15 protein-coding genes, 1 tRNA gene and 1 pseudogene are annotated in these 16,746 nt (G+C 59.7%); 11 read left to right on the top strand and 6 right to left on the bottom strand.

Translation table 11 applies throughout. The annotated features are described in order from the left end of the window. The first annotated feature begins 18 nt into the window (after positions 1-18). The 6 genes from rpsM (at position 19) to AC07VY_RS21730 (ending at position 3,221) form a co-directional block, all read left to right on the top strand. Positions 19-384, top strand: a complete 366-nt coding sequence (gene rpsM / locus AC07VY_RS21755; protein ID WP_483302262.1) for a 30S ribosomal protein S13 — start codon at positions 19-21, stop codon at positions 382-384. 18 nt (positions 385-402) lie between these two features. Further along, complete coding sequence (gene rpsK / locus AC07VY_RS21750) at positions 403-807, top strand: 30S ribosomal protein S11 (protein ID WP_092757621.1); 405 nt, start codon at positions 403-405, stop codon at positions 805-807. Between the two features lie 109 nt (positions 808-916). Continuing rightward, the gene (rpsD, locus tag AC07VY_RS21745) at positions 917-1,540 is read left to right on the top strand and encodes a 30S ribosomal protein S4 (RefSeq protein ID WP_495099277.1); all 624 of its coding nucleotides are present in this window, start codon (positions 917-919) and stop codon (positions 1,538-1,540) included. Positions 1,541-1,648: 108 nt separating this feature from the next. Further along, positions 1,649-2,641 carry a DNA-directed RNA polymerase subunit alpha gene (locus tag AC07VY_RS21740; RefSeq protein ID WP_490591325.1) on the top strand — a complete coding sequence of 331 codons (993 nt, stop codon included), beginning with the start codon at positions 1,649-1,651 and terminating at the stop codon, positions 2,639-2,641. An 83-nt stretch (positions 2,642-2,724) separates the two neighbouring features. Continuing rightward, a complete protein-coding gene (gene rplQ, locus AC07VY_RS21735) occupies positions 2,725-3,123 on the top strand; it encodes a 50S ribosomal protein L17 (RefSeq protein ID WP_490591324.1) in 399 nt (132 codons plus the stop codon). Positions 3,124-3,144: 21 nt separating this feature from the next. Further along, positions 3,145-3,221: transfer RNA gene (locus AC07VY_RS21730), tRNA-Met, on the top strand. Positions 3,222-3,368: 147 nt separating this feature from the next. Here the strand turns inward: AC07VY_RS21730 and AC07VY_RS21725 are convergent. Together AC07VY_RS21725 and AC07VY_RS21720 are read right to left on the bottom strand one after the other, a co-directional pair. After that, positions 3,369-4,049, bottom strand: coding sequence for a ProQ/FinO family protein (locus tag AC07VY_RS21725; RefSeq protein WP_495099276.1), 681 nt, complete (start codon positions 4,047-4,049; stop codon positions 3,369-3,371). 412 nt (positions 4,050-4,461) lie between these two features. Further along, a complete protein-coding gene (locus AC07VY_RS21720; RefSeq protein WP_495099275.1) occupies positions 4,462-6,546 on the bottom strand; it encodes a molybdopterin-containing oxidoreductase family protein in 2,085 nt (694 codons plus the stop codon). 32 nt (positions 6,547-6,578) lie between these two features. Here AC07VY_RS21720 and AC07VY_RS21715 point away from each other — a divergent pair, with 32 nt between their 5' ends. Both AC07VY_RS21715 and AC07VY_RS21710 read left to right on the top strand, forming a co-directional pair. After that, positions 6,579-7,715, top strand: coding sequence for an ABC transporter substrate-binding protein (locus AC07VY_RS21715; protein ID WP_495076787.1), 1,137 nt, complete (start codon positions 6,579-6,581; stop codon positions 7,713-7,715). Between the two features lie 12 nt (positions 7,716-7,727). Beyond that, on the top strand, positions 7,728-8,936 hold the full coding sequence (locus AC07VY_RS21710; protein ID WP_495099274.1) for a M20 aminoacylase family protein: 1,209 nt from the start codon (positions 7,728-7,730) through the stop codon (positions 8,934-8,936). Between the two features lie 47 nt (positions 8,937-8,983). Here AC07VY_RS21710 and AC07VY_RS21705 read toward each other — a convergent pair whose 3' ends face one another. The 3 genes and pseudogenes from AC07VY_RS21705 to AC07VY_RS21695 all read right to left on the bottom strand — a co-directional run. Continuing rightward, positions 8,984-9,757: a type III pantothenate kinase gene (locus tag AC07VY_RS21705; RefSeq protein WP_495099273.1), complete on the bottom strand. Its 774-nt coding sequence runs from the start codon at positions 9,755-9,757 to the stop codon at positions 8,984-8,986. A gap of 55 nt (positions 9,758-9,812) precedes the next feature. Further along, positions 9,813-10,289, bottom strand: a complete 477-nt coding sequence (locus AC07VY_RS21700; RefSeq protein ID WP_495076907.1) for a rhodanese-like domain-containing protein — start codon at positions 10,287-10,289, stop codon at positions 9,813-9,815. A gap of 138 nt (positions 10,290-10,427) precedes the next feature. Further along, positions 10,428-10,928 (bottom strand): annotated as a pseudogene (locus AC07VY_RS21695) (MBL fold metallo-hydrolase); the annotation flags it as partial. Between the two features lie 353 nt (positions 10,929-11,281). Here AC07VY_RS21695 and AC07VY_RS21690 point away from each other — a divergent pair. From AC07VY_RS21690 to AC07VY_RS21680, 3 genes are read left to right on the top strand one after another with little or no spacing between them, the layout of a single operon-like run. Beyond that, positions 11,282-13,090: a TonB-dependent receptor plug domain-containing protein gene (locus tag AC07VY_RS21690; RefSeq protein WP_495099272.1), complete on the top strand. Its 1,809-nt coding sequence runs from the start codon at positions 11,282-11,284 to the stop codon at positions 13,088-13,090. Then, positions 13,090-13,614 carry a YfiR family protein gene (locus tag AC07VY_RS21685; RefSeq protein WP_495099271.1) on the top strand — a complete coding sequence of 175 codons (525 nt, stop codon included), beginning with the start codon at positions 13,090-13,092 and terminating at the stop codon, positions 13,612-13,614. The genes AC07VY_RS21690 and AC07VY_RS21685 overlap by 1 nt, the downstream gene beginning before the upstream one ends. Positions 13,615-13,673: 59 nt before the next feature. Next, on the top strand, positions 13,674-14,855 hold the full coding sequence (locus tag AC07VY_RS21680; RefSeq protein WP_495099270.1) for a diguanylate cyclase domain-containing protein: 1,182 nt from the start codon (positions 13,674-13,676) through the stop codon (positions 14,853-14,855). 6 nt (positions 14,856-14,861) lie between these two features. Here the strand turns inward: AC07VY_RS21680 and AC07VY_RS21675 are convergent, their stop codons facing one another. Continuing rightward, positions 14,862-16,523 carry a hypothetical protein gene (locus AC07VY_RS21675; RefSeq protein ID WP_495099269.1) on the bottom strand — a complete coding sequence of 554 codons (1,662 nt, stop codon included), beginning with the start codon at positions 16,521-16,523 and terminating at the stop codon, positions 14,862-14,864. Positions 16,524-16,746 lie beyond the last annotated feature (223 nt).

The raw sequence follows: 16,746 nt of genomic DNA, 5'->3' as shown, positions 1-16,746 counted from the left end.
AAGTTTTAGAGGACGCACATGGCACGTATCGCTGGTATTAATATTCCGCCGCAACAGCATGCAGAAATTGGCTTGACGGCTATTTTCGGCATCGGTCGCACACGCGCTCGCAAGATTTGCGAAGCATGCGACATTGCATATTCCAAGAAGGTCAAGGACTTGACCGACGCAGATCTGGAAAAGATCCGCGACCAGATCGCTCAATTCACCATTGAAGGCGATCTGCGTAGAGAAACCACGATGAATATCAAGCGATTGATGGACATCGGTTGCTACCGTGGTTTCCGCCACCGTCGCGGTTTGCCTATGCGTGGTCAGCGTACCCGTACCAACGCCCGCACCCGTAAGGGTCCGCGTAAGGCTGCGGCGTCCCTGAAGAAATAAAGAGATTGAGAGATCACTATGGCAAAAGCTCAGCAAAGTAATGCATCGCAGCGCGTGCGCAAGAAAGTTCGCAAGAACGTTTCCGACGGCGTGGCCCACGTGCATGCTTCCTTCAACAACACCATCATCACGATTACCGATCGCCAAGGCAATGCCTTGTCCTGGGCTTCGTCCGGTGGTCAGGGTTTCAAGGGTTCGCGTAAATCCACACCGTTTGCTGCCCAGGTTGCATCGGAAGTGGCCGGTCGTGCCGCCATTGAGCAAGGTATCAAGAATCTGGATGTAGAAATCAAGGGTCCTGGACCTGGTCGTGAATCGTCTGTCCGTGCATTGGGTGCCCTCGGTATCCGTATCACGTCCATCGCGGATGTGACGCCTGTGCCGCACAACGGTTGCCGCCCTCAAAAGCGTCGTCGGATCTAATTCCAGATCAACATTTCTGGGTACGTTTTTAAATAAGCCCACCGCCGTCTGTATTGATCAGATGGCTCCCGCGGATTTTTCGCGGAAGATAATATAAAAGGAAGCTCAAGTGGCACGCTATCTCGGCCCCAAGGCCAAACTCTCTCGCCGTGAAGGCACAGATCTGTTTCTGAAGAGCGCACGTCGTTCGATCAGCGACAAGGCTAAGTTCGACTCCAAACCTGGTCAGCACGGCCGTACCTCTGGTGCGCGTACTTCTGACTTCGGTCTCCAACTGCGCGAAAAACAAAAAGTAAAGCGCATGTATGGTGTTTTGGAGCGTCAGTTCCGTCGCTACTTCGAAGAAGCGGATCGCCGCAAGGGCAATACCGGTGCAAACCTGTTGTTCCTGCTGGAGTCTCGCTTGGACAATGTGGTTTACCGCATGGGTTTTGGCTCCACGCGTGCTGAAGCACGTCAGCTGGTGTCCCACAAGGCGATTACGGTAAACGGTCAGTCTGTGAACATCCCTTCTTACATGGTTAAGACTGGTGACATCGTGTCTGTTCGCGACAAGTCCAAGAAGCAGAACCGTATTGTTGAAGCTCTGCAATTGGCGCAACAAGTTGGTTTGCCTGCCTGGGTAGAAGTGAGTGTCGAGAAAGCTGAAGGTACTTTCAAGAAGATTCCTGATCGCGACGAGTTTGCTGCTGACATCAACGAATCTTTGATCGTTGAGTTGTATTCGCGTTAATTCCGCATTTTTCGTTTGATTTTGTTCCTAGGCTGCGGGGCACTGCAGTCTAGAACCAACACTTGCCTTACCGGTGTAACGAGCTGGGGGTATTGAGAGGAAGCATGCATGCAAACTAATTTGCTGAAACCCAAAGCCATCAATGTTGAGCAATTGGGACACAACCGTGCCAAAGTGGCGCTGGAGCCATTTGAACGTGGTTACGGGCATACGCTGGGCAATGCGTTGCGTCGCGTGCTGCTGTCGTCTATGGTGGGCTATTCAGCGACTGAGGTGACGATTGCTGGTGTTTTGCATGAGTATTCTTCGATCGATGGCGTTCAAGAAGACGTTGTCAACATTCTGTTGAATCTCAAGGGCGTGGTTTTCAAGCTGCACAACCGTGATGAAGTTACGCTGAGTCTGCGCAAGGACGGTGACGGTGTTGTTACCGCTGCCGACATTCAAACTCCGCATGACGTGGAAATCATCAACCCAGAACATGTCATTGCGCACCTGTCGCAGGGCGGCAAGCTGGACATGCAAATCAAGGTTGAAAAAGGCCGTGGTTATGTTCCAGGTAGCATGCGCCGTTATGCGGATGAGCAGACGAAGTCGATTGGCCGCATTGTTCTGGATGCATCTTTCTCCCCAGTGAAGCGCGTAAGCTACACCGTGGAAAGTGCCCGCGTTGAACAACGTACCGATCTGGATAAGCTGGTGGTTGAGATCGAAACCAATGGTGCGATCTCGGCAGAAGATGCTGTGCGCGCATCGGCTAAAATCTTGGTCGAACAACTCGCGGTGTTTGCGCAGCTGGAAGGTAGCGAGTTGGCCGGCGTATTTGAACAGCCTGCACCACGCGGCAGCACTCAATTCGATCCTATCTTGTTGCGTCCTGTAGACGAGCTGGAATTGACGGTCCGCTCTGCAAACTGCCTGAAAGCAGAAAACATCTACTACATCGGTGATCTGATTCAGCGCACCGAGAATGAGTTGTTGAAGACTCCCAATCTGGGGCGTAAGTCCTTGAATGAGATCAAGGAAGTTTTGGCTTCCCGCGGTCTGACCTTGGGAATGAAGCTTGAAAGCTGGCCACCTGCTGGCCTCGACAAGCGTTAATTTAAAAATGTCCTGCAAAGGACAGCGTGCAACGCGCAGTACCTGATCCGGCTGCGCGTCAAAATAATTGAAAGGAATGCACCATGCGCCACGGACACGGACTTCGTAAACTTAACCGCACTAGCTCGCACCGCCTGGCTATGCTGCGCAACATGATGAATTCGTTGATTGAACACGAAGTCATCAAGACCACTTTGCCCAAGGCCAAGGAATTGCGCCGCGTGATCGAACCCATGATCACTTTGGCCAAGGAAGCAACTGTTGCGAACCGCCGTCTGGCGTTCGACCGCCTGCGCGATCGCGATAGCGTGACCAAGCTGTTCAATGATCTGGGCCCGCGTTTCAACGCCCGTCCAGGTGGTTACACCCGTATCTTGAAGATGGGGTTCCGTGTGGGCGATAACGCGCCTATGGCATTGGTCGAGCTGGTCGATCGTGCTGAGACAAAAGAAGTTGTAGAAATATCAGCTGACCAAGAATAAGCTGCTATAATAGAAACATACCGCGCGATGGAGCAGCCTGGTAGCTCGTTGGGCTCATAACCCAAAGGTCGTAGGTTCAAATCCTACTCGCGCAACCAGTTTCGACAAGTATTTGTCGTGAATGAAAAAACCCACCTTGAGTGGGTTTTTTCATTTCTGGATCTTTCAGTTTTTAACGCCATCCAGCAGCGGTTTGTAGCCTCAAAAGTACAGAGCTCACAGCGGGGCATGCCCGCTGGATGCTTTTAATTACCTTGTTTGCATGCACGCTCTTGCTGCGCCAGCTCCAAAGACTTTTCTGTGCGTTGTGCATCCATACCGTAGCTGTCCGCAAATTGTGCAGGGGTTTGGCCGCTACCTTCAAATGCCTTCAGCAAAGCTTCTCGTTTGGCGGCTTCAGCACCATGCTCTGTGTAAGCCTCATCTAACAATGCATTCCAGGCTTCCAGCGGTGGCTTGACGCGCTCTGCATAGTCGCCACGACTGAGTCCTGATGCTTCAAAGGCATTTCGTAGCCGTAAGCGCAGTTTGGCTTGGGAGGCCGCGCTCTGGCTGTTGCGGTCCCGGCGAGCGACTTCCATGATGGCCTGGTGCACGTGTTCTGGAGCCATCTCCTCCACAGCTTGGCCATCCAGGCCGTGGCGTGGTAGGCCGCTGGCCACCCGGTCCAGATAACGCGTGGAACGTGTGTGTTGGCCCAAGGCCTCACGTAAGGCCTTGGCGTCCAAGGCCTCAGGATGGGCTGCGACCAATTCATGGAAGATACCTAGCTTGAGGGGCACTACGCGGTCGCCAAAAACCTGGGGATACAGATTGCGCAGTACATCCAGCAGTGGGTGCACGGTGCGGCTGGGTTGTGGGGCACGTGCGGGGCGTGACTTGCGTGCGTTCTTGGAGGCAGGCGACGGAGCGAGGGAAGTGGTCACAGGAAATGGAGTGTTCTGAAAGTGGAAGGGCGCCAGTCTGCGTGCCCCGAGGACCCTTATTTTCAACCATAAGCTGGATAGTCGCAGGCGACCGTTTGGTGAGGTCCATCGGTAGGGCTCAGATATATGTCGCATGGGGGCAACATTTATGCTCGGCGAGTGGGTGTTGTCATGGTTTTCAGATGCCCCGCAATGCGGAACGTCGCTCCGTAGCTGCGACAATCGGCGCTCTCGAAAATTTGAAAGTATTCATGGCTAAGAAAGCACCCGTGGTTCCCGCAGCGCCCGTAGAGGCAGAACGTACCCAACTCCTGCCCATTCCTGAAACCAAGTTCAAGACTATTTGGCAGGTAGTCGGTGCACCAGCTGCCACTGCAGCTAAAAGCAAGTCGGAGAAGAACGCCGTCGCTGCCTAAGCGATTGGGGTTTCAGGCATTTCAGCTGGGATGTCCAATGCGACTTCCACCCAGCAATCGTAAAACGTTGGCGCGCGTCCCAGGTCGGTCAGCTTTTGGCTGGTGAGCTGGTTCACGTTGCTGCCGTCCAGGCCTAGTTTGCGCCACCAGATACCCAGCCCGTTGACGACTCCGTGACGGGCTCGGGGCGATACCTTCGCCTTGCAGCGGTACATCCCACGCTGGTTGAAGACATGGACGACCGCTCCGTTGCTGATGCCGCGTGCCCGTGCGTCATCCGCATGGATTTCCAGCAAGGGTTCGCCTTCGATGTCGCGCAGGCTGGTGACGTTGACGAAGCTGGAGTTGAGAAAATTGCGTGCCGGCGGCGAAATCATGGCCAGCGGATAGTCTGCAGAGGCGCCTGCAGCCTCGTAGTTCGGCAGGTAATCGGGCAGGCCATCCAGGCCCTGCGCGGCCAGGCGTGCGCTGTAGAACTCGCATTTGCCCGAAGGCGTGGGGAATTGCCCTTGCGTAAACGGCGCGTCCGGTAGCGCGATGGTGGCAAAACCTTGCTCCAGCAAGAGCTGAAAATCAAGCTGCTCGCCGTAGGCGGTGCGGCACAAGGTTTCGTCGCTGTCGCTGAAGCAGGGCTCGTCAAAGCCCATGTGGGCCGCCAGCTCGCGAAAGATTTGTGTATTGGGTTTGGACTGCCCCACGGGTGCGATGGCCGGCCGGTTCAGCAGCGCATCGGTATGGCCGTAGCCGCTGTGTACATCCCAGTGCTCCAGCTGCGTGGTGGCTGGCAGGATGTAGTCGGCGTAGTCGGCCGTGTCCGTCTGGAAGTGTTCCAGCACCACGGTAAACAGGTCCTCGCGCGCGAAGCCTTGCACCACCTTGCCGGATTCGGGGGCCACGGCCACCGGGTTGCTGTTGTAGACCAGCAGGGCCTCGATGGGTGCTGCAGACGTGTCTAGCAAGGCGTCGCCAATCGTGCTCATATTGATGGTCCGGGGTTGCCGGCCGGCCAGTAGGTCAGGGCGTTGCAACGCGGCGCGTTGTACCGGGAACAGCCCCGAGCTGCTCATCAGCACGCCGCCGGCTCGATGCCGCCAGGCGCCAATCAACGCGGGCAGACTGACCACGGCCCGCGTGGCATTGCCACCGCCCCGGGTGCGCTGCATGCCGTAGTTCAGGCGGATAGCGGCGGGCTGCCCGTCCAGAAAGCATTGGCCGTAATCACGGGCCAGCGCCTGGATTTGCTCCACAGGTATGCCGCAGACTTCGGCGGCGCGCTCTGGCGGCCATTGCAGTGCGCGTTCGCGCAGCTCCGGCCAGCCCAACGTGTGGTCGGCCAGATAGGCGTGGTCCAACCAGTCGTGGGTGATCAGCTGGTGCATCAAGGCCAGGGCCAGGGCCGCGTCGCTACCCGGGCGCAGGGCGATGTGCTCGTGGCATTTTTCTGCGGTTTCGGTTTTGCGTGGGTCTATGCAGACCAGGCGTGCGCCGTTGCGTTTGGCTTGCTGCACATAGCGCCAGAAATGCAGGTTGCTGCCGATAGAGTTGCTGCCCCAGATCAGGATCAGCTTGGACTCGGCAAAGAACTCCACCTTCATACCCACCTTACCGCCCAGCGTCTGCAGCAACCCTTCGCCACCGGCGGATGCGCAGATGGTGCGGTCCAGCAGCGAGGCGCCCAGTTTGTGGAAAAAGCGTGCGGCAATGCTTTCGCCTTGTACCAGGCCCATGGTGCCGGCGTAGCTATAGGGCAATATGGCCTCGGGGTTGCGGGCGGCGATGGATTGCAGGCGTGCGGCGATGTCCGCCAGCGCTTCGTCCCAGCTCACGGGGGCAAACTGGCCCGATCCCTTGGGGCCCGTGCGCTTGAGCGGTTGCAGCAGGCGTTCGGAGTGGTAGGTGCGCTCGGTATAGCGCGACACCTTGGCGCACAGCACTCCGTCGGTGTGCGGGTGCGCCGGATTACCCTGTACTTTGAGGGCGATGCCATCCTGCACCGTGGTCAGCAGGGAGCAGGTGTCCGGGCAGTCGTGGGGGCAGGCGCCGCGCACCTGGTGGGTGCTGCTGGATTCGGGTACGTGCATGATGGTTAATTCGCTTCTGACAGAATGGACCCATGATAAATCGCCGACATTTTTCTATTGCCGCTGGGGTTGCTGCCATGGCGGGCAGCCCCATGGTGCGTGCCCAGTCCAGCGGGAAAATCGTGTTGGGCCAATCTGCAGCACTCAGCGGGCCTGCAGCCCAGCTGGGTATTCAGTATGCGCAGGGTGCCCAGCTGTACTTTGACCACGTGAATGCCCAAGGGGGGATTGCCCAGCGGCAGATCGAGCTGCGCTCGCTGGATGACGGCTACGAGCCTGACCGCTGCCTGGAAAACACCCGCAAACTATTGGCTGCCGACGTGCTGTCTCTGTTTGGCTACGTAGGTACGCCCACCAGCCTGATGGCGTTGCCGCTGGCGATCCAGGCCAAAACGCCTTTCGTGGCGCCGCTGACCGGCGCCATGTCGCTGCGTGATCCATTCAGCAGATATGCTTTCCATGTGCGGGCCTCGTACCAGGACGAAACCGCCCGCATCGTCAAGCAGCTGACCCAGCTGGGCCTGGACCGTATCGCGGTGTTTTACCAAAACGACGCTTACGGCAAGGCCGGGTTGGACGGCGTGAATCTGGCCCTGTCCAAGCTGGGCCGCAAGCCGGTGGCTACCGCCACGGTGGAGCGCAATTCCGTCGATGTGGCGCGTTCGGTGGAGATACTGCGCGCCGCCACACCGCATGCGATTGTGCAGATCAGTGCCTACAAATCCTGTGCCGCTTTTATTCGTGGGGCACGCAAGGCAGGCTATGGCGGGCAGTTTTTCAATGTGTCCTTTGTCGGAACCCAGGCCCTGGCCGACGAGCTGGGCCGCGACGCCGCGGGCGTGGTGGTAAGCCAGGTGGTGCCGTCGCCGTACAGCGCGAGCACGCCACTGGCCCACGGCTTCGTGGAGGCGGTCAAGGCCGCGGGCGGCGATGCCAAGGCCAACTTCTCCAGCATGGAAGGTTACCTGGCCGCCATGGTGATGGTGGACGGCCTGAAGCGCGCAGCGGCCGGCAAGGGCCTGTCCCGTGAGTCGGTGGTGAGCGGGCTGGAATCGCTGGGCGCACAGTCCTATGGGGGCTTCTCCGTCACCTTTTCCTCCACCGACCACGTGGGGTCGAGCTATGTAGACCTGTCCATGCTGACCGGCGATGGGCGGGTACGCACCTGAAGGAGCCAAGCCATGTCCATCATTGAAGCCATTGCCGAGCAGGCCCCCGGCATCGCAGCACTGCGCCGCGACCTGCACGCCCACCCGGAGCTGAGCTTTCAGGAGGTACGCACCGCCGACCTCGTGGCGCGCCAGCTGACCGAGTGGGGCATACCTTTCCACCGCGGCTTGGCCGGTACAGGCGTAGTGGGCATGGTGCAGAACGGCACGTCCAAACGTGCCATCGGCCTGCGCGCCGACATGGACGCGCTGCCGCTGCAAGAGTTCAACACTTTTGCGCATGCCAGCCAGTACCCCGGCAAGATGCATGCTTGTGGCCATGACGGTCATACCGCCATGCTGCTGGGCGCGGCCCAGTACCTGGCCGAGCACCGCAACTTTGACGGCGCGGTTTACCTGATTTTCCAGCCGGCCGAGGAAGGCGGCGGCGGCGCCCGCGACATGGTGCAAGAGGGGCTGTTCGAGCGCTTCCCCATGGAAGCCGTGTTCGGCATGCATAACTGGCCGGGCATGGGGGAGGGGCAGTTTGCCGTCAGCCCCGGGCCGGTGATGGCGTCCAGCAATGAATTCAAGATCACCATCCACGGCAAGGGCAGCCATGCCGCCATGCCGCAGATGGGGGTGGACCCGGTGCCCATTGCCTGCCAGATGGTGCTGGCCTTCCAGACTATCATCAGCCGCAATAAAAAACCCATAGACGCCGGGGTGATCTCGGTCACCATGGTGCATGGTGGTTCGGCCACCAATATCGTGCCCGACAGCGTCGAGCTGCAGGGCACGGTGCGCACCTTCAGCATCGAGGTGCTGGATTTGATCGAGGCGCGCATGCGCCAGATTGCCGATAACCTGTGCAGTGCCTTTGACGCGCGCTGTGAATTCGAATTTGTGCGGAACTACCCGCCCACCATCAACCACCCGATGGAGGCCGGGTTCGCCCGCAAGGTGATGGAGAGCATCGTCGGCCCCGAAAATGTGGTGAAGCAGGAGCCCACCATGGGCGCCGAGGACTTCGCCTTCATGTTGCTGGCCAAGCCGGGCGCTTACTGCTTTATTGGTAATGGCGACGGCGACCATCGTTCCATGGGCCATGGCGAAGGGCCTTGCACCTTGCACAACCCTAGTTACGACTTCAACGACAGGCTGCTGCCCCTGGGCGCCACCTACTGGGTGCGATTGGCCGAGATGTGGCTGGCATCCGCGGATTCGACTGCTTCAAAATAGATAGCTGCTCGCGCAGGTATTTCCTGCGCTAGAGGCCTAAAAAGCCCTTAACTTTCAGTGTTGAAACGCAGTGCCGCCAAGGCTAGCAGGCCGTCGAAAATCAGGTTGTCCACCAGCTCGAATTGCACTGACATGCTGGGCGCCATCTTCCAGCCGGCACCGCCGGTCATGTAGCAGGCCGGCTCCATGCCACAGTGCTGGCGCACGTGCTGCACCATGCGCTCTACCGCGCCGGCGATGGCGTAGGTGCCGCCGCTGGTCAGTGCGTCGCTGGTATTGGTGGGGAACAGGCGCACCTCGCCGGTGGGCACGTGCAGGCCGGCCGTACCGGACTCCAGCGCGCGCAGCATGATGCCGTGGCCCGGCAGGATCAGGCCGCCCAGGAACTTGCCGTGTTCGTCGATGGCCTCCACCGTGACCGCGGTGCCCACCATCACCACCACCATGGGTCGGGTCTGCCCCTGGGCCAGCATGCGGTGGCGGGCACCCACCATGGCGACCCAGCGGTCGGCGCCCAGGCGGGTGGGGTGGTCATAGCCATTCGTCAGGCCGGCTTCGGCCGCACTGGCCACGACCCACTGCGGGGCGACGTCCCACAGTTCCATCTGCTCATGGACGCGGCGCTTGACGGCGTCGCCAGCGACGATGCAGCCCAGCATCCTGTCGGGGGCACTTAGCCCGGCCCAGGGGCCTTCGGCCAGTTTGTCTATGTTCTCCAGGAATTCCGCGCCGTGGGCCAGCAAGGTCGCGCCGGGGTGGGGGGCGGAGTATTGCGACCACTTGAGCCGGGTGTTGCCAATGTCGATGGCGAGAAAACTCATCCTGCGGTCTCCGTGTTCTTAGCGCGCATTATCGGCGTCCACCCAGGGCGGGTGTTCAGCCTTGGCGCCAGGGCAGGCCGTGGAAGCGCCAGCCGCCTTTGCGGCCGCGGTGGGCGTCGCCATCTGGATCGCCTTCGAAGCCTTCCAGGATGTTGTAGGCCTGCAGACCCAGCTCGGCAGCGCGTTTGGCCGCCGCTACGGAGCGCACGCCGCTGCGGCATAGCATGACGGCTTTTTTTCCACCAGCCAGGGCGGCCTGCAGGCCGGCGTCGAAGTCGGGGTTCATGGCCATGCCGGGCCACTGCTTCCAGGCCAGGGGTACTGCTCCCGGTACAAAGCCGACCCATTCGCGTTCGGCGTCGGTGCGCACATCGATCAGCACGGCTTCACCCGCCTGCCACCAGGCGCAGGCCAGCTGGGGCGACACGTCGCCGGCATAGCCCTGGGCAGCCCGGATGCCGCTGGGCTGGGCGGGTGCATCCGCGTCATGGCGCAGGCCGGAATGCAGGTTGGCGGGCACGGCTTCGTCCATGCGTTGGGGGCGGGGGAGGTTTAGGGCGTCCATGGTGGCGGTAAATTCTTCCAGGGTTTTGTGGGCGATGCGGGGGTTATGGGCTTTTTCGGCGCCAATCGTGGAATGGCTTTGGCCGCGGTAGTCATGGCCGGGCCAGACCATGGTGTCGTCAGGCAGGGCGAACAGGATCTGCGTCAGGCTGTGGTACAGCGCCTGAGTGCTGCCGGACTGGAAGTCGGTGCGGCCGCAGCCGTTGATGAGCAGGGTGTCGCCGGTGAATACATGGTTGCGCCAGACAAAGCTCATGCTGCCCGCGGTATGGCCGGGCGTGTGCAGTGCCTGCAGGGTCTCGCTGCCAAAGCTGAGGAAGTCACCATGCTGCAGCTGTACCGCTGCGCCGGAAATGCCGCAGCCGCTGGGCACGGCGGTTTTGGCGCCGGCATGCTCGGCCAACAGGCCGGCGCTGGTGATGTGGTCGGCATGGGCATGGGTTTCCAGCGTCCATACCAGGGACAGGCCTTGCGCGGCCAGCAAGGCCATGTCGCGCTCCAGCTGGGCATCCACCGGGTCGATGATGGCGGCGGCCTTGCTGGCCGGGTCTACCAGCACATAGGTGTAGGTGCTGGACGCGGGGTCGAAGAGTTGTATGGGTTGCATGGCTTGGAGTGGGTGCGAGCCGGATAGGAGCTATCAGCATAACGCCGAACCTGCATAGTGTTGTAGTTGTGTGAAAAGCGACCTATGCGGCAAAATCTCACGTAACAAACGGATACATGGGCAGCCCAATTCATACAATGGCCCTGTTGATGGAGATGAGATCGGCCGAGACAGCAATTGGATCAAATGAAAGCAAATAGTTCTTTGCGCTCCGATGTGGCGCCTCGCGGATGGTTTGCCCAATCAGGCGGATTGCAGCGATGGGTCGCTCAGGAGCGTGCGTGCGCGTGAAGTTATTTGGCCGGCGCCTGGGCGCTGTTTGGGCCGTTGCGGCGCTGGTGTCGGGCGCTTGCATGTCGCGCGCCAATGCAGAGGACAGTGTTGGCGTTTTGGATGTGACGCAACGGCCGTTTGAAGAGCTGCTAGACACCGAAATTGTCACCGCTGCCAAGCTTGCCAGGCAGGTCAGCGATGCGGCTTCTGCGGTGTCCATTGTGACGGCGCAAGACATCCGGGACTATGGCTACCGTACGTTGGACGACATATTGAGCAGCATGCGGGGGCTCTACATGGCGCATGACTTCCGTTATGCCTATCTGGGCGGTCGGGGCTATGGCGATCCTGGCGATTACGCTGGGCGCATTACCTTGCTGATTGACGGCTATGCAGCCCCCGAGAATTATTTCGGCCAAACCTATTTTGGTGAGGATGGTTTTCTTGACGTGGAGTTGATTGACCGCGTGGAGTACATCCCCGGAACCGGCTCCAGCAGCTATGGCGGCGGCGCATTCCTTGGGGTCATCAACGTAATTACCAAGAAGGGCGGGGACTTCGCGGGGGCCCAGGTTGCGCTGGATTTCGGCAGTCATCATCTGCAAAAGCAGCGCGTGACGATGGGGCGTCGATTTGAGAACGGCGGGGATTTGCTGCTCTCCATCTCAAATTACCGCAGCAATGGTTATGACATTCCGATTGACCCCGACTCTGACGCCAAAGGCCTGGGGCAGAAAGAGAGCAACCAGCGTCTATTTATCAAAGGCAGCGTCCAGGGCTGGACACTGACGGCAGCTATGGTGCGGCGCCCGGTTGCGATACCGGGTAGCCCCGAAGACGTCTCCACCGACTCCAGCGGCTTTACCAGTTTGAAGAAGGATTCTGACCTGAGCCCAGGACTCAAATTGTCCAGCCATGTCTATCTGGGCCAGTACCTTTACCATTCCAATTTTGATGGAGGGGGCACGGAGTCCAGTGATGGCCGGTGGTGGGGCGTGGATAACAAGCTTGTCAGCAACGCGTTCAAAGGGCACACCGTGGTTGTGGGTGCAGAACTGCGCAACGACTATCGACAGCTCTACCAATTCAGTACCCCAGACTCTGATCCCTATGTGGACGACCAGCAGCGCAAAACAGTTAGTTTGTACGCTTATGACGACATTGCGTTAGCGGCCAATTGGCAGCTTAACCTGGGGTTGCGCCACGATCACCGAAACAACGGTACAGGCTTTACCAGCCCCCGGATTGCCTTAATTTGGACTCCTACCCAAGGTAGCGTTCTCAAACTATCTACGGGGATTGCCCATTTGCAACCCACGCCGAATGTGGAGTCGTTTGTACCGGATGCACCTATCGAGCGCCTGCATAACACCGAGCTGGTGTGGGAACAGCAACTGGCCCCCACCACGCGGCTCATTACCTCGGTGTATAGCTACAACATAGACCAGCGAACCATTGTTTCGCCCATTTCCACCCATGGCGTGGAAGCCGAGCTGGAGCACCAATGGAGCAACGGCACGCGTCTGCGCACCAGCTATGCGTGGCAGCGGGCACGCAAAGATGACGGTACTTGGCCGGTTGATTCGCCCTACCACAACGCGAAGTTCAACTTCACCGTACCCCTGGTGGGCGAAAAGCTAAGACTCGGCACGGAGGTACAGGTTCTGGGCCGACGTTTGCGGTATGACCACGAAGAGATACCCACCTCGGTCATGACCAACCTGGCTTTGACGTCGCGAGATTGGTGGCCGAACTGGCAAGTCAGCCTGAGTGTGCGCAATGCCTTCAACAGCAGCTACACCGACGTGAAAAACCCAGGTAACGGCCTGCAGGTGTATCACCGGGATAGCCGCAATATTTGGCTGCAGATCAGCCGGGACTTCAAATGATGGGCCGTATCCTGCTATGGCTTGTCCTGAGTTTGCCGCTTGGGCTGGTGGCCCATGCGCAAACAACGCCGGCCGTGCCTGAATACACCATGAAGGCGGCATATATCTATAACTTCGCCTTGCTGACGACCTGGCCCGCATCTCCGTCCAACACCTTTAATTTGTGTTTGTATGGGCAGGACTCTTTTGGTCCTGCGCTGGATGCGCTGAATGGCAAAGAGGTCAGCGGTCAGAAAATCCAGGTGCGGCGTATCGAGCATATTGAAGATGCCTTGCAATGCAGGCTGATTTTTATCAGCGAAACCAGTAACACCCGCGTGGCCCTGCTGGTGAACACCATTGGTCGAGCCCCCATATTGACCGTGGCCGACGACGGTTTGCCGTGGACTTCGGGGGCCATGATCAGTCTGGCGCCTGAGAATCGTAGGCTGGTTTTTGAAGTCAATGCGGCTGCTACCAAATTGGCTAATCTTCAGCTCAGTTCCAAGTTATTGAGGTTGGCTTCACGGGTCGTTTCTCCATGAAATTTTGGGATTGGTTTCACGATCAATCTATACAGCGCAAGCTCAGCGGGATCACAGTCATGGTGATCTTGGCCGCCATGTTGCCTATCGTCAGTGTCACCCTGGGGTACGAATACCTGGCAGTACGTCAGGCTGCGCTGAAAGAGTTGCAGGTGCAGGCAGACATCATTCGGGACAATGTTGCAGCCGCGTTGGCCTTTCGGGATCTTTCGGCTGCTACGGAGGTTCTGGACACCTTGCGTGCATCGCCCAATATTTCCCGTGCCGTGCTGCTGCTGCCTGATGGCAGCTTCTATGCCCAATATATTGCGAATGGCAAGGCCCCTCAGGCGTTGTCGGTGGCGAATCTGGCGGACGGCGAAACCATTTCCTGGAATGGGATGGGGGTGGTGCGCCGCGCATACCTCAAGCACGAGGCCGTTGGTTGGTTGTTGATAGAAAGCAGCTTGGATGCTTTTTATATGCGCATCCAGTGGTATGCGATGGTCATTTTCATCAGCACGCTGGCCGGTGTGGGGTGCGCGCTGTGGCTGGCGCGCCGTCTTATTGCGCGCATCATTGACCCCCTGTCGCGCCTGGTCGCGCTGACCCACCACGTGGCCAATAAAGAGGACTACACCCTGCGTGAAATCGTCGAGAGCAAGGACGAAATTGGCGACCTGTCGCAGGCGTTCAACACCATGCTTTCGCATATCCATGAGCGCGATGTGCGGCTCAACCAGCTGGCCTACTATGACAACGTGACCCGCCTGGCCAATCGGCATTATTTCAAGGAGCGGGCCGAACAGGCTGTGGGAAATGCATTGCGTTATGGCGGTCGCAGCTGCCTTATGTTCATTGACCTGGATCGGTTCAAGGCGGTGAACGACACCTTGGGGCACGACATGGGCGATGAATTGCTGCGGTCCGTGGCGCAGCGCTTGACCCATACTTTGCGCAACAACGACGTGGTCTGCCGCATCGGCGGAGATGAGTTCGCCGTCATTCTGGAAAACGTCAAAAGCCTGAACGATGTTGCGCTTCTGGCGCAGAAAATGGTCCATGCATTGGCGCAGCCATTTGTGCTGGACGGCCATGAGGCCCTGATCGGCGGCAGCATTGGTATCAGCGCCTGCCCGGACCATTCCCACACCATGGCCGAACTGCTGCGCTGTGCAGATATCGCCATGTACCAGGCCAAGTCACTGGGGCGCGGGCAGTTCTGCATCTACCGCGCGGATTTCGAGGCTACGGAACAGTAACCCGGCTCAATCGTCCTTGCGCGTCCAGACCGCGAACAGCGCCTTGGCTTTGAACCAGGCGCTGGTGCGTTCGTCCGACAACACGTCCAGAAAGTCCGACAGGCGCTTGGACTTGACCATGGTGTAGACCGTGAGCACGGTGGTCAGCACAAAGGTGATGGCGAAGATCCACAGCCGCCGGTCGAGCGGGGCGTCGGCTTCGGCCAGCAGGTTCATGCCCAGGAAGCCGGTCGTGACGGTGCCGATCAGGCCGAAGATGGTGACCACGGTGAGGCGCACCACGGTGTTGGCCTGGCGGCGCAGGCTGTCGGCCTCCAGGTACTGGTTCATCTCGGCGATGCGTTCCTTCACCTCGGCATACAGCGGGTCCAGCCCCAGGTGCTGGGCGCACATCTTGAACAGCGCACGCACCTGGGCCTGTTCGGATACCTCGTGGAACCAGTAGCGGTGGGTGAAGCGCAGAAAGCTGGAGAAGCCGTAACGGATGGCCCGCTTGAAGTGGCGTACGCTGTCGGCGTTGCTGATGTCCAGGTTCTTCAGCGCCTCGGCCATGCGGTCGGAATACATCAGCAGCGCAGCCTTCTGGAAGTGCGCGATCAGAAACACCAGGAAATGCTGGTGTCGGAACTGCGCCAGCACGCCCCGGTCGCGGCAGGTGTAGAAGTTGCTGCCCGCCTCGCCCAGCACCACCATGGCGTGGCCGTTGCACAGATAGCGGGTGTTCGGGGCGGCACCACCCTCGGCCCAGAAGCGGTCGTAACAGTACTTTTTCTCGAAGTCGGCCAGGTGCTGCTCGCCGTAAGGCAGCTCGCAACTGCCCGCAGGCTCGTGTGCCCCGGAGCCGGTAACCAGGCCCAGGCGGATGAAATCGCTGCGGCTGAGGTCGCGCGGCCGGTCCAGCGCCAGGTAGGCCATCAAGGGCATGCGGTAGTACTCGATCTGGCGAAAGCGCAGCGGCCCTTCGTGGTCGGAATGGTCACCCACCAGGGGCTGCATCGCATAGTCCCAGTGGGCCGACAGGCGCGGCGCACGGCGCGTGCTGACGTGGGACAAAAACGCGTCGCGCTCGTGGGCATCGGAGGCAGCCAGCACCTGGCCCTGCGCGTCCAGCCATTCGGCGCGGGCCAGGCAGTGCAGGGCCTGGCCTTGCGCGTCCCAGCCGGCGGGGTAGGCGCGGCCGAAGCGGTACAGCAGCTCCTGCGCCTGGGCCAGTTCCAGGTGCTGGGCCGAAACCTCCACATTCAGCAGCACCAGGTCCACGTCCAGAAAGAAATACAGGTCCACATGCACGATGTCCAGCGTGATGGGCGCATCGCCGGGGCGCGGCACCACGCGTACGGCGGCGATGTCATGGCGACGGAACACCCGCATCGGCGAGCCGTGGGATACGCCCGGTGCGCCATGCTTGGGGCGGCCTTCACCGTACAGAAAGCGCTGCACATAGGGCAGAAAGCTGACGAACTCGTTGTAGTGCCGCTCGTGGAAGCGGCTGCTGTCGCCGGTGAACTCGTCCACCACTTCGCGCCAGGGCGAGGTGTCGCCCATGCTGGCTAGCAGCTCCCAGGGCTTGGCCACGCCGCCCTCGCTGCCGCGCACCGGCATCAGGCGCACGGGCCACAACAGGGCCTGCTGTAAATGTTCTACGCGGGGGGCTGGGATAGCGGGCATGGTGTGTGCTGCAACGTGGATGCGTTGCACACAGTGTAGGCCGCCGCGCAGCCTGCGGGGCTGGGAAATTCCAGGCTTGCAGTTGGCGCCTGTTTGCTATATAAAAAATAGCTACTAGCGCACGTGATATCTGCGCTAGCGGCCTATTTTTCCTGATTAGCTACCTGCCTCAGAGTATCGAAGAACAGTCAATGGAAGTGGCCGGGTCGTCACAGCCGCGCGC

The sequence above is a fragment of the Rhodoferax sp. GW821-FHT02C08 genome, assembly GCF_059421805.1.
Note: the sequence above shows the minus strand (reverse complement) of the source record. Positions and strands in the feature narration are given on the sequence as shown.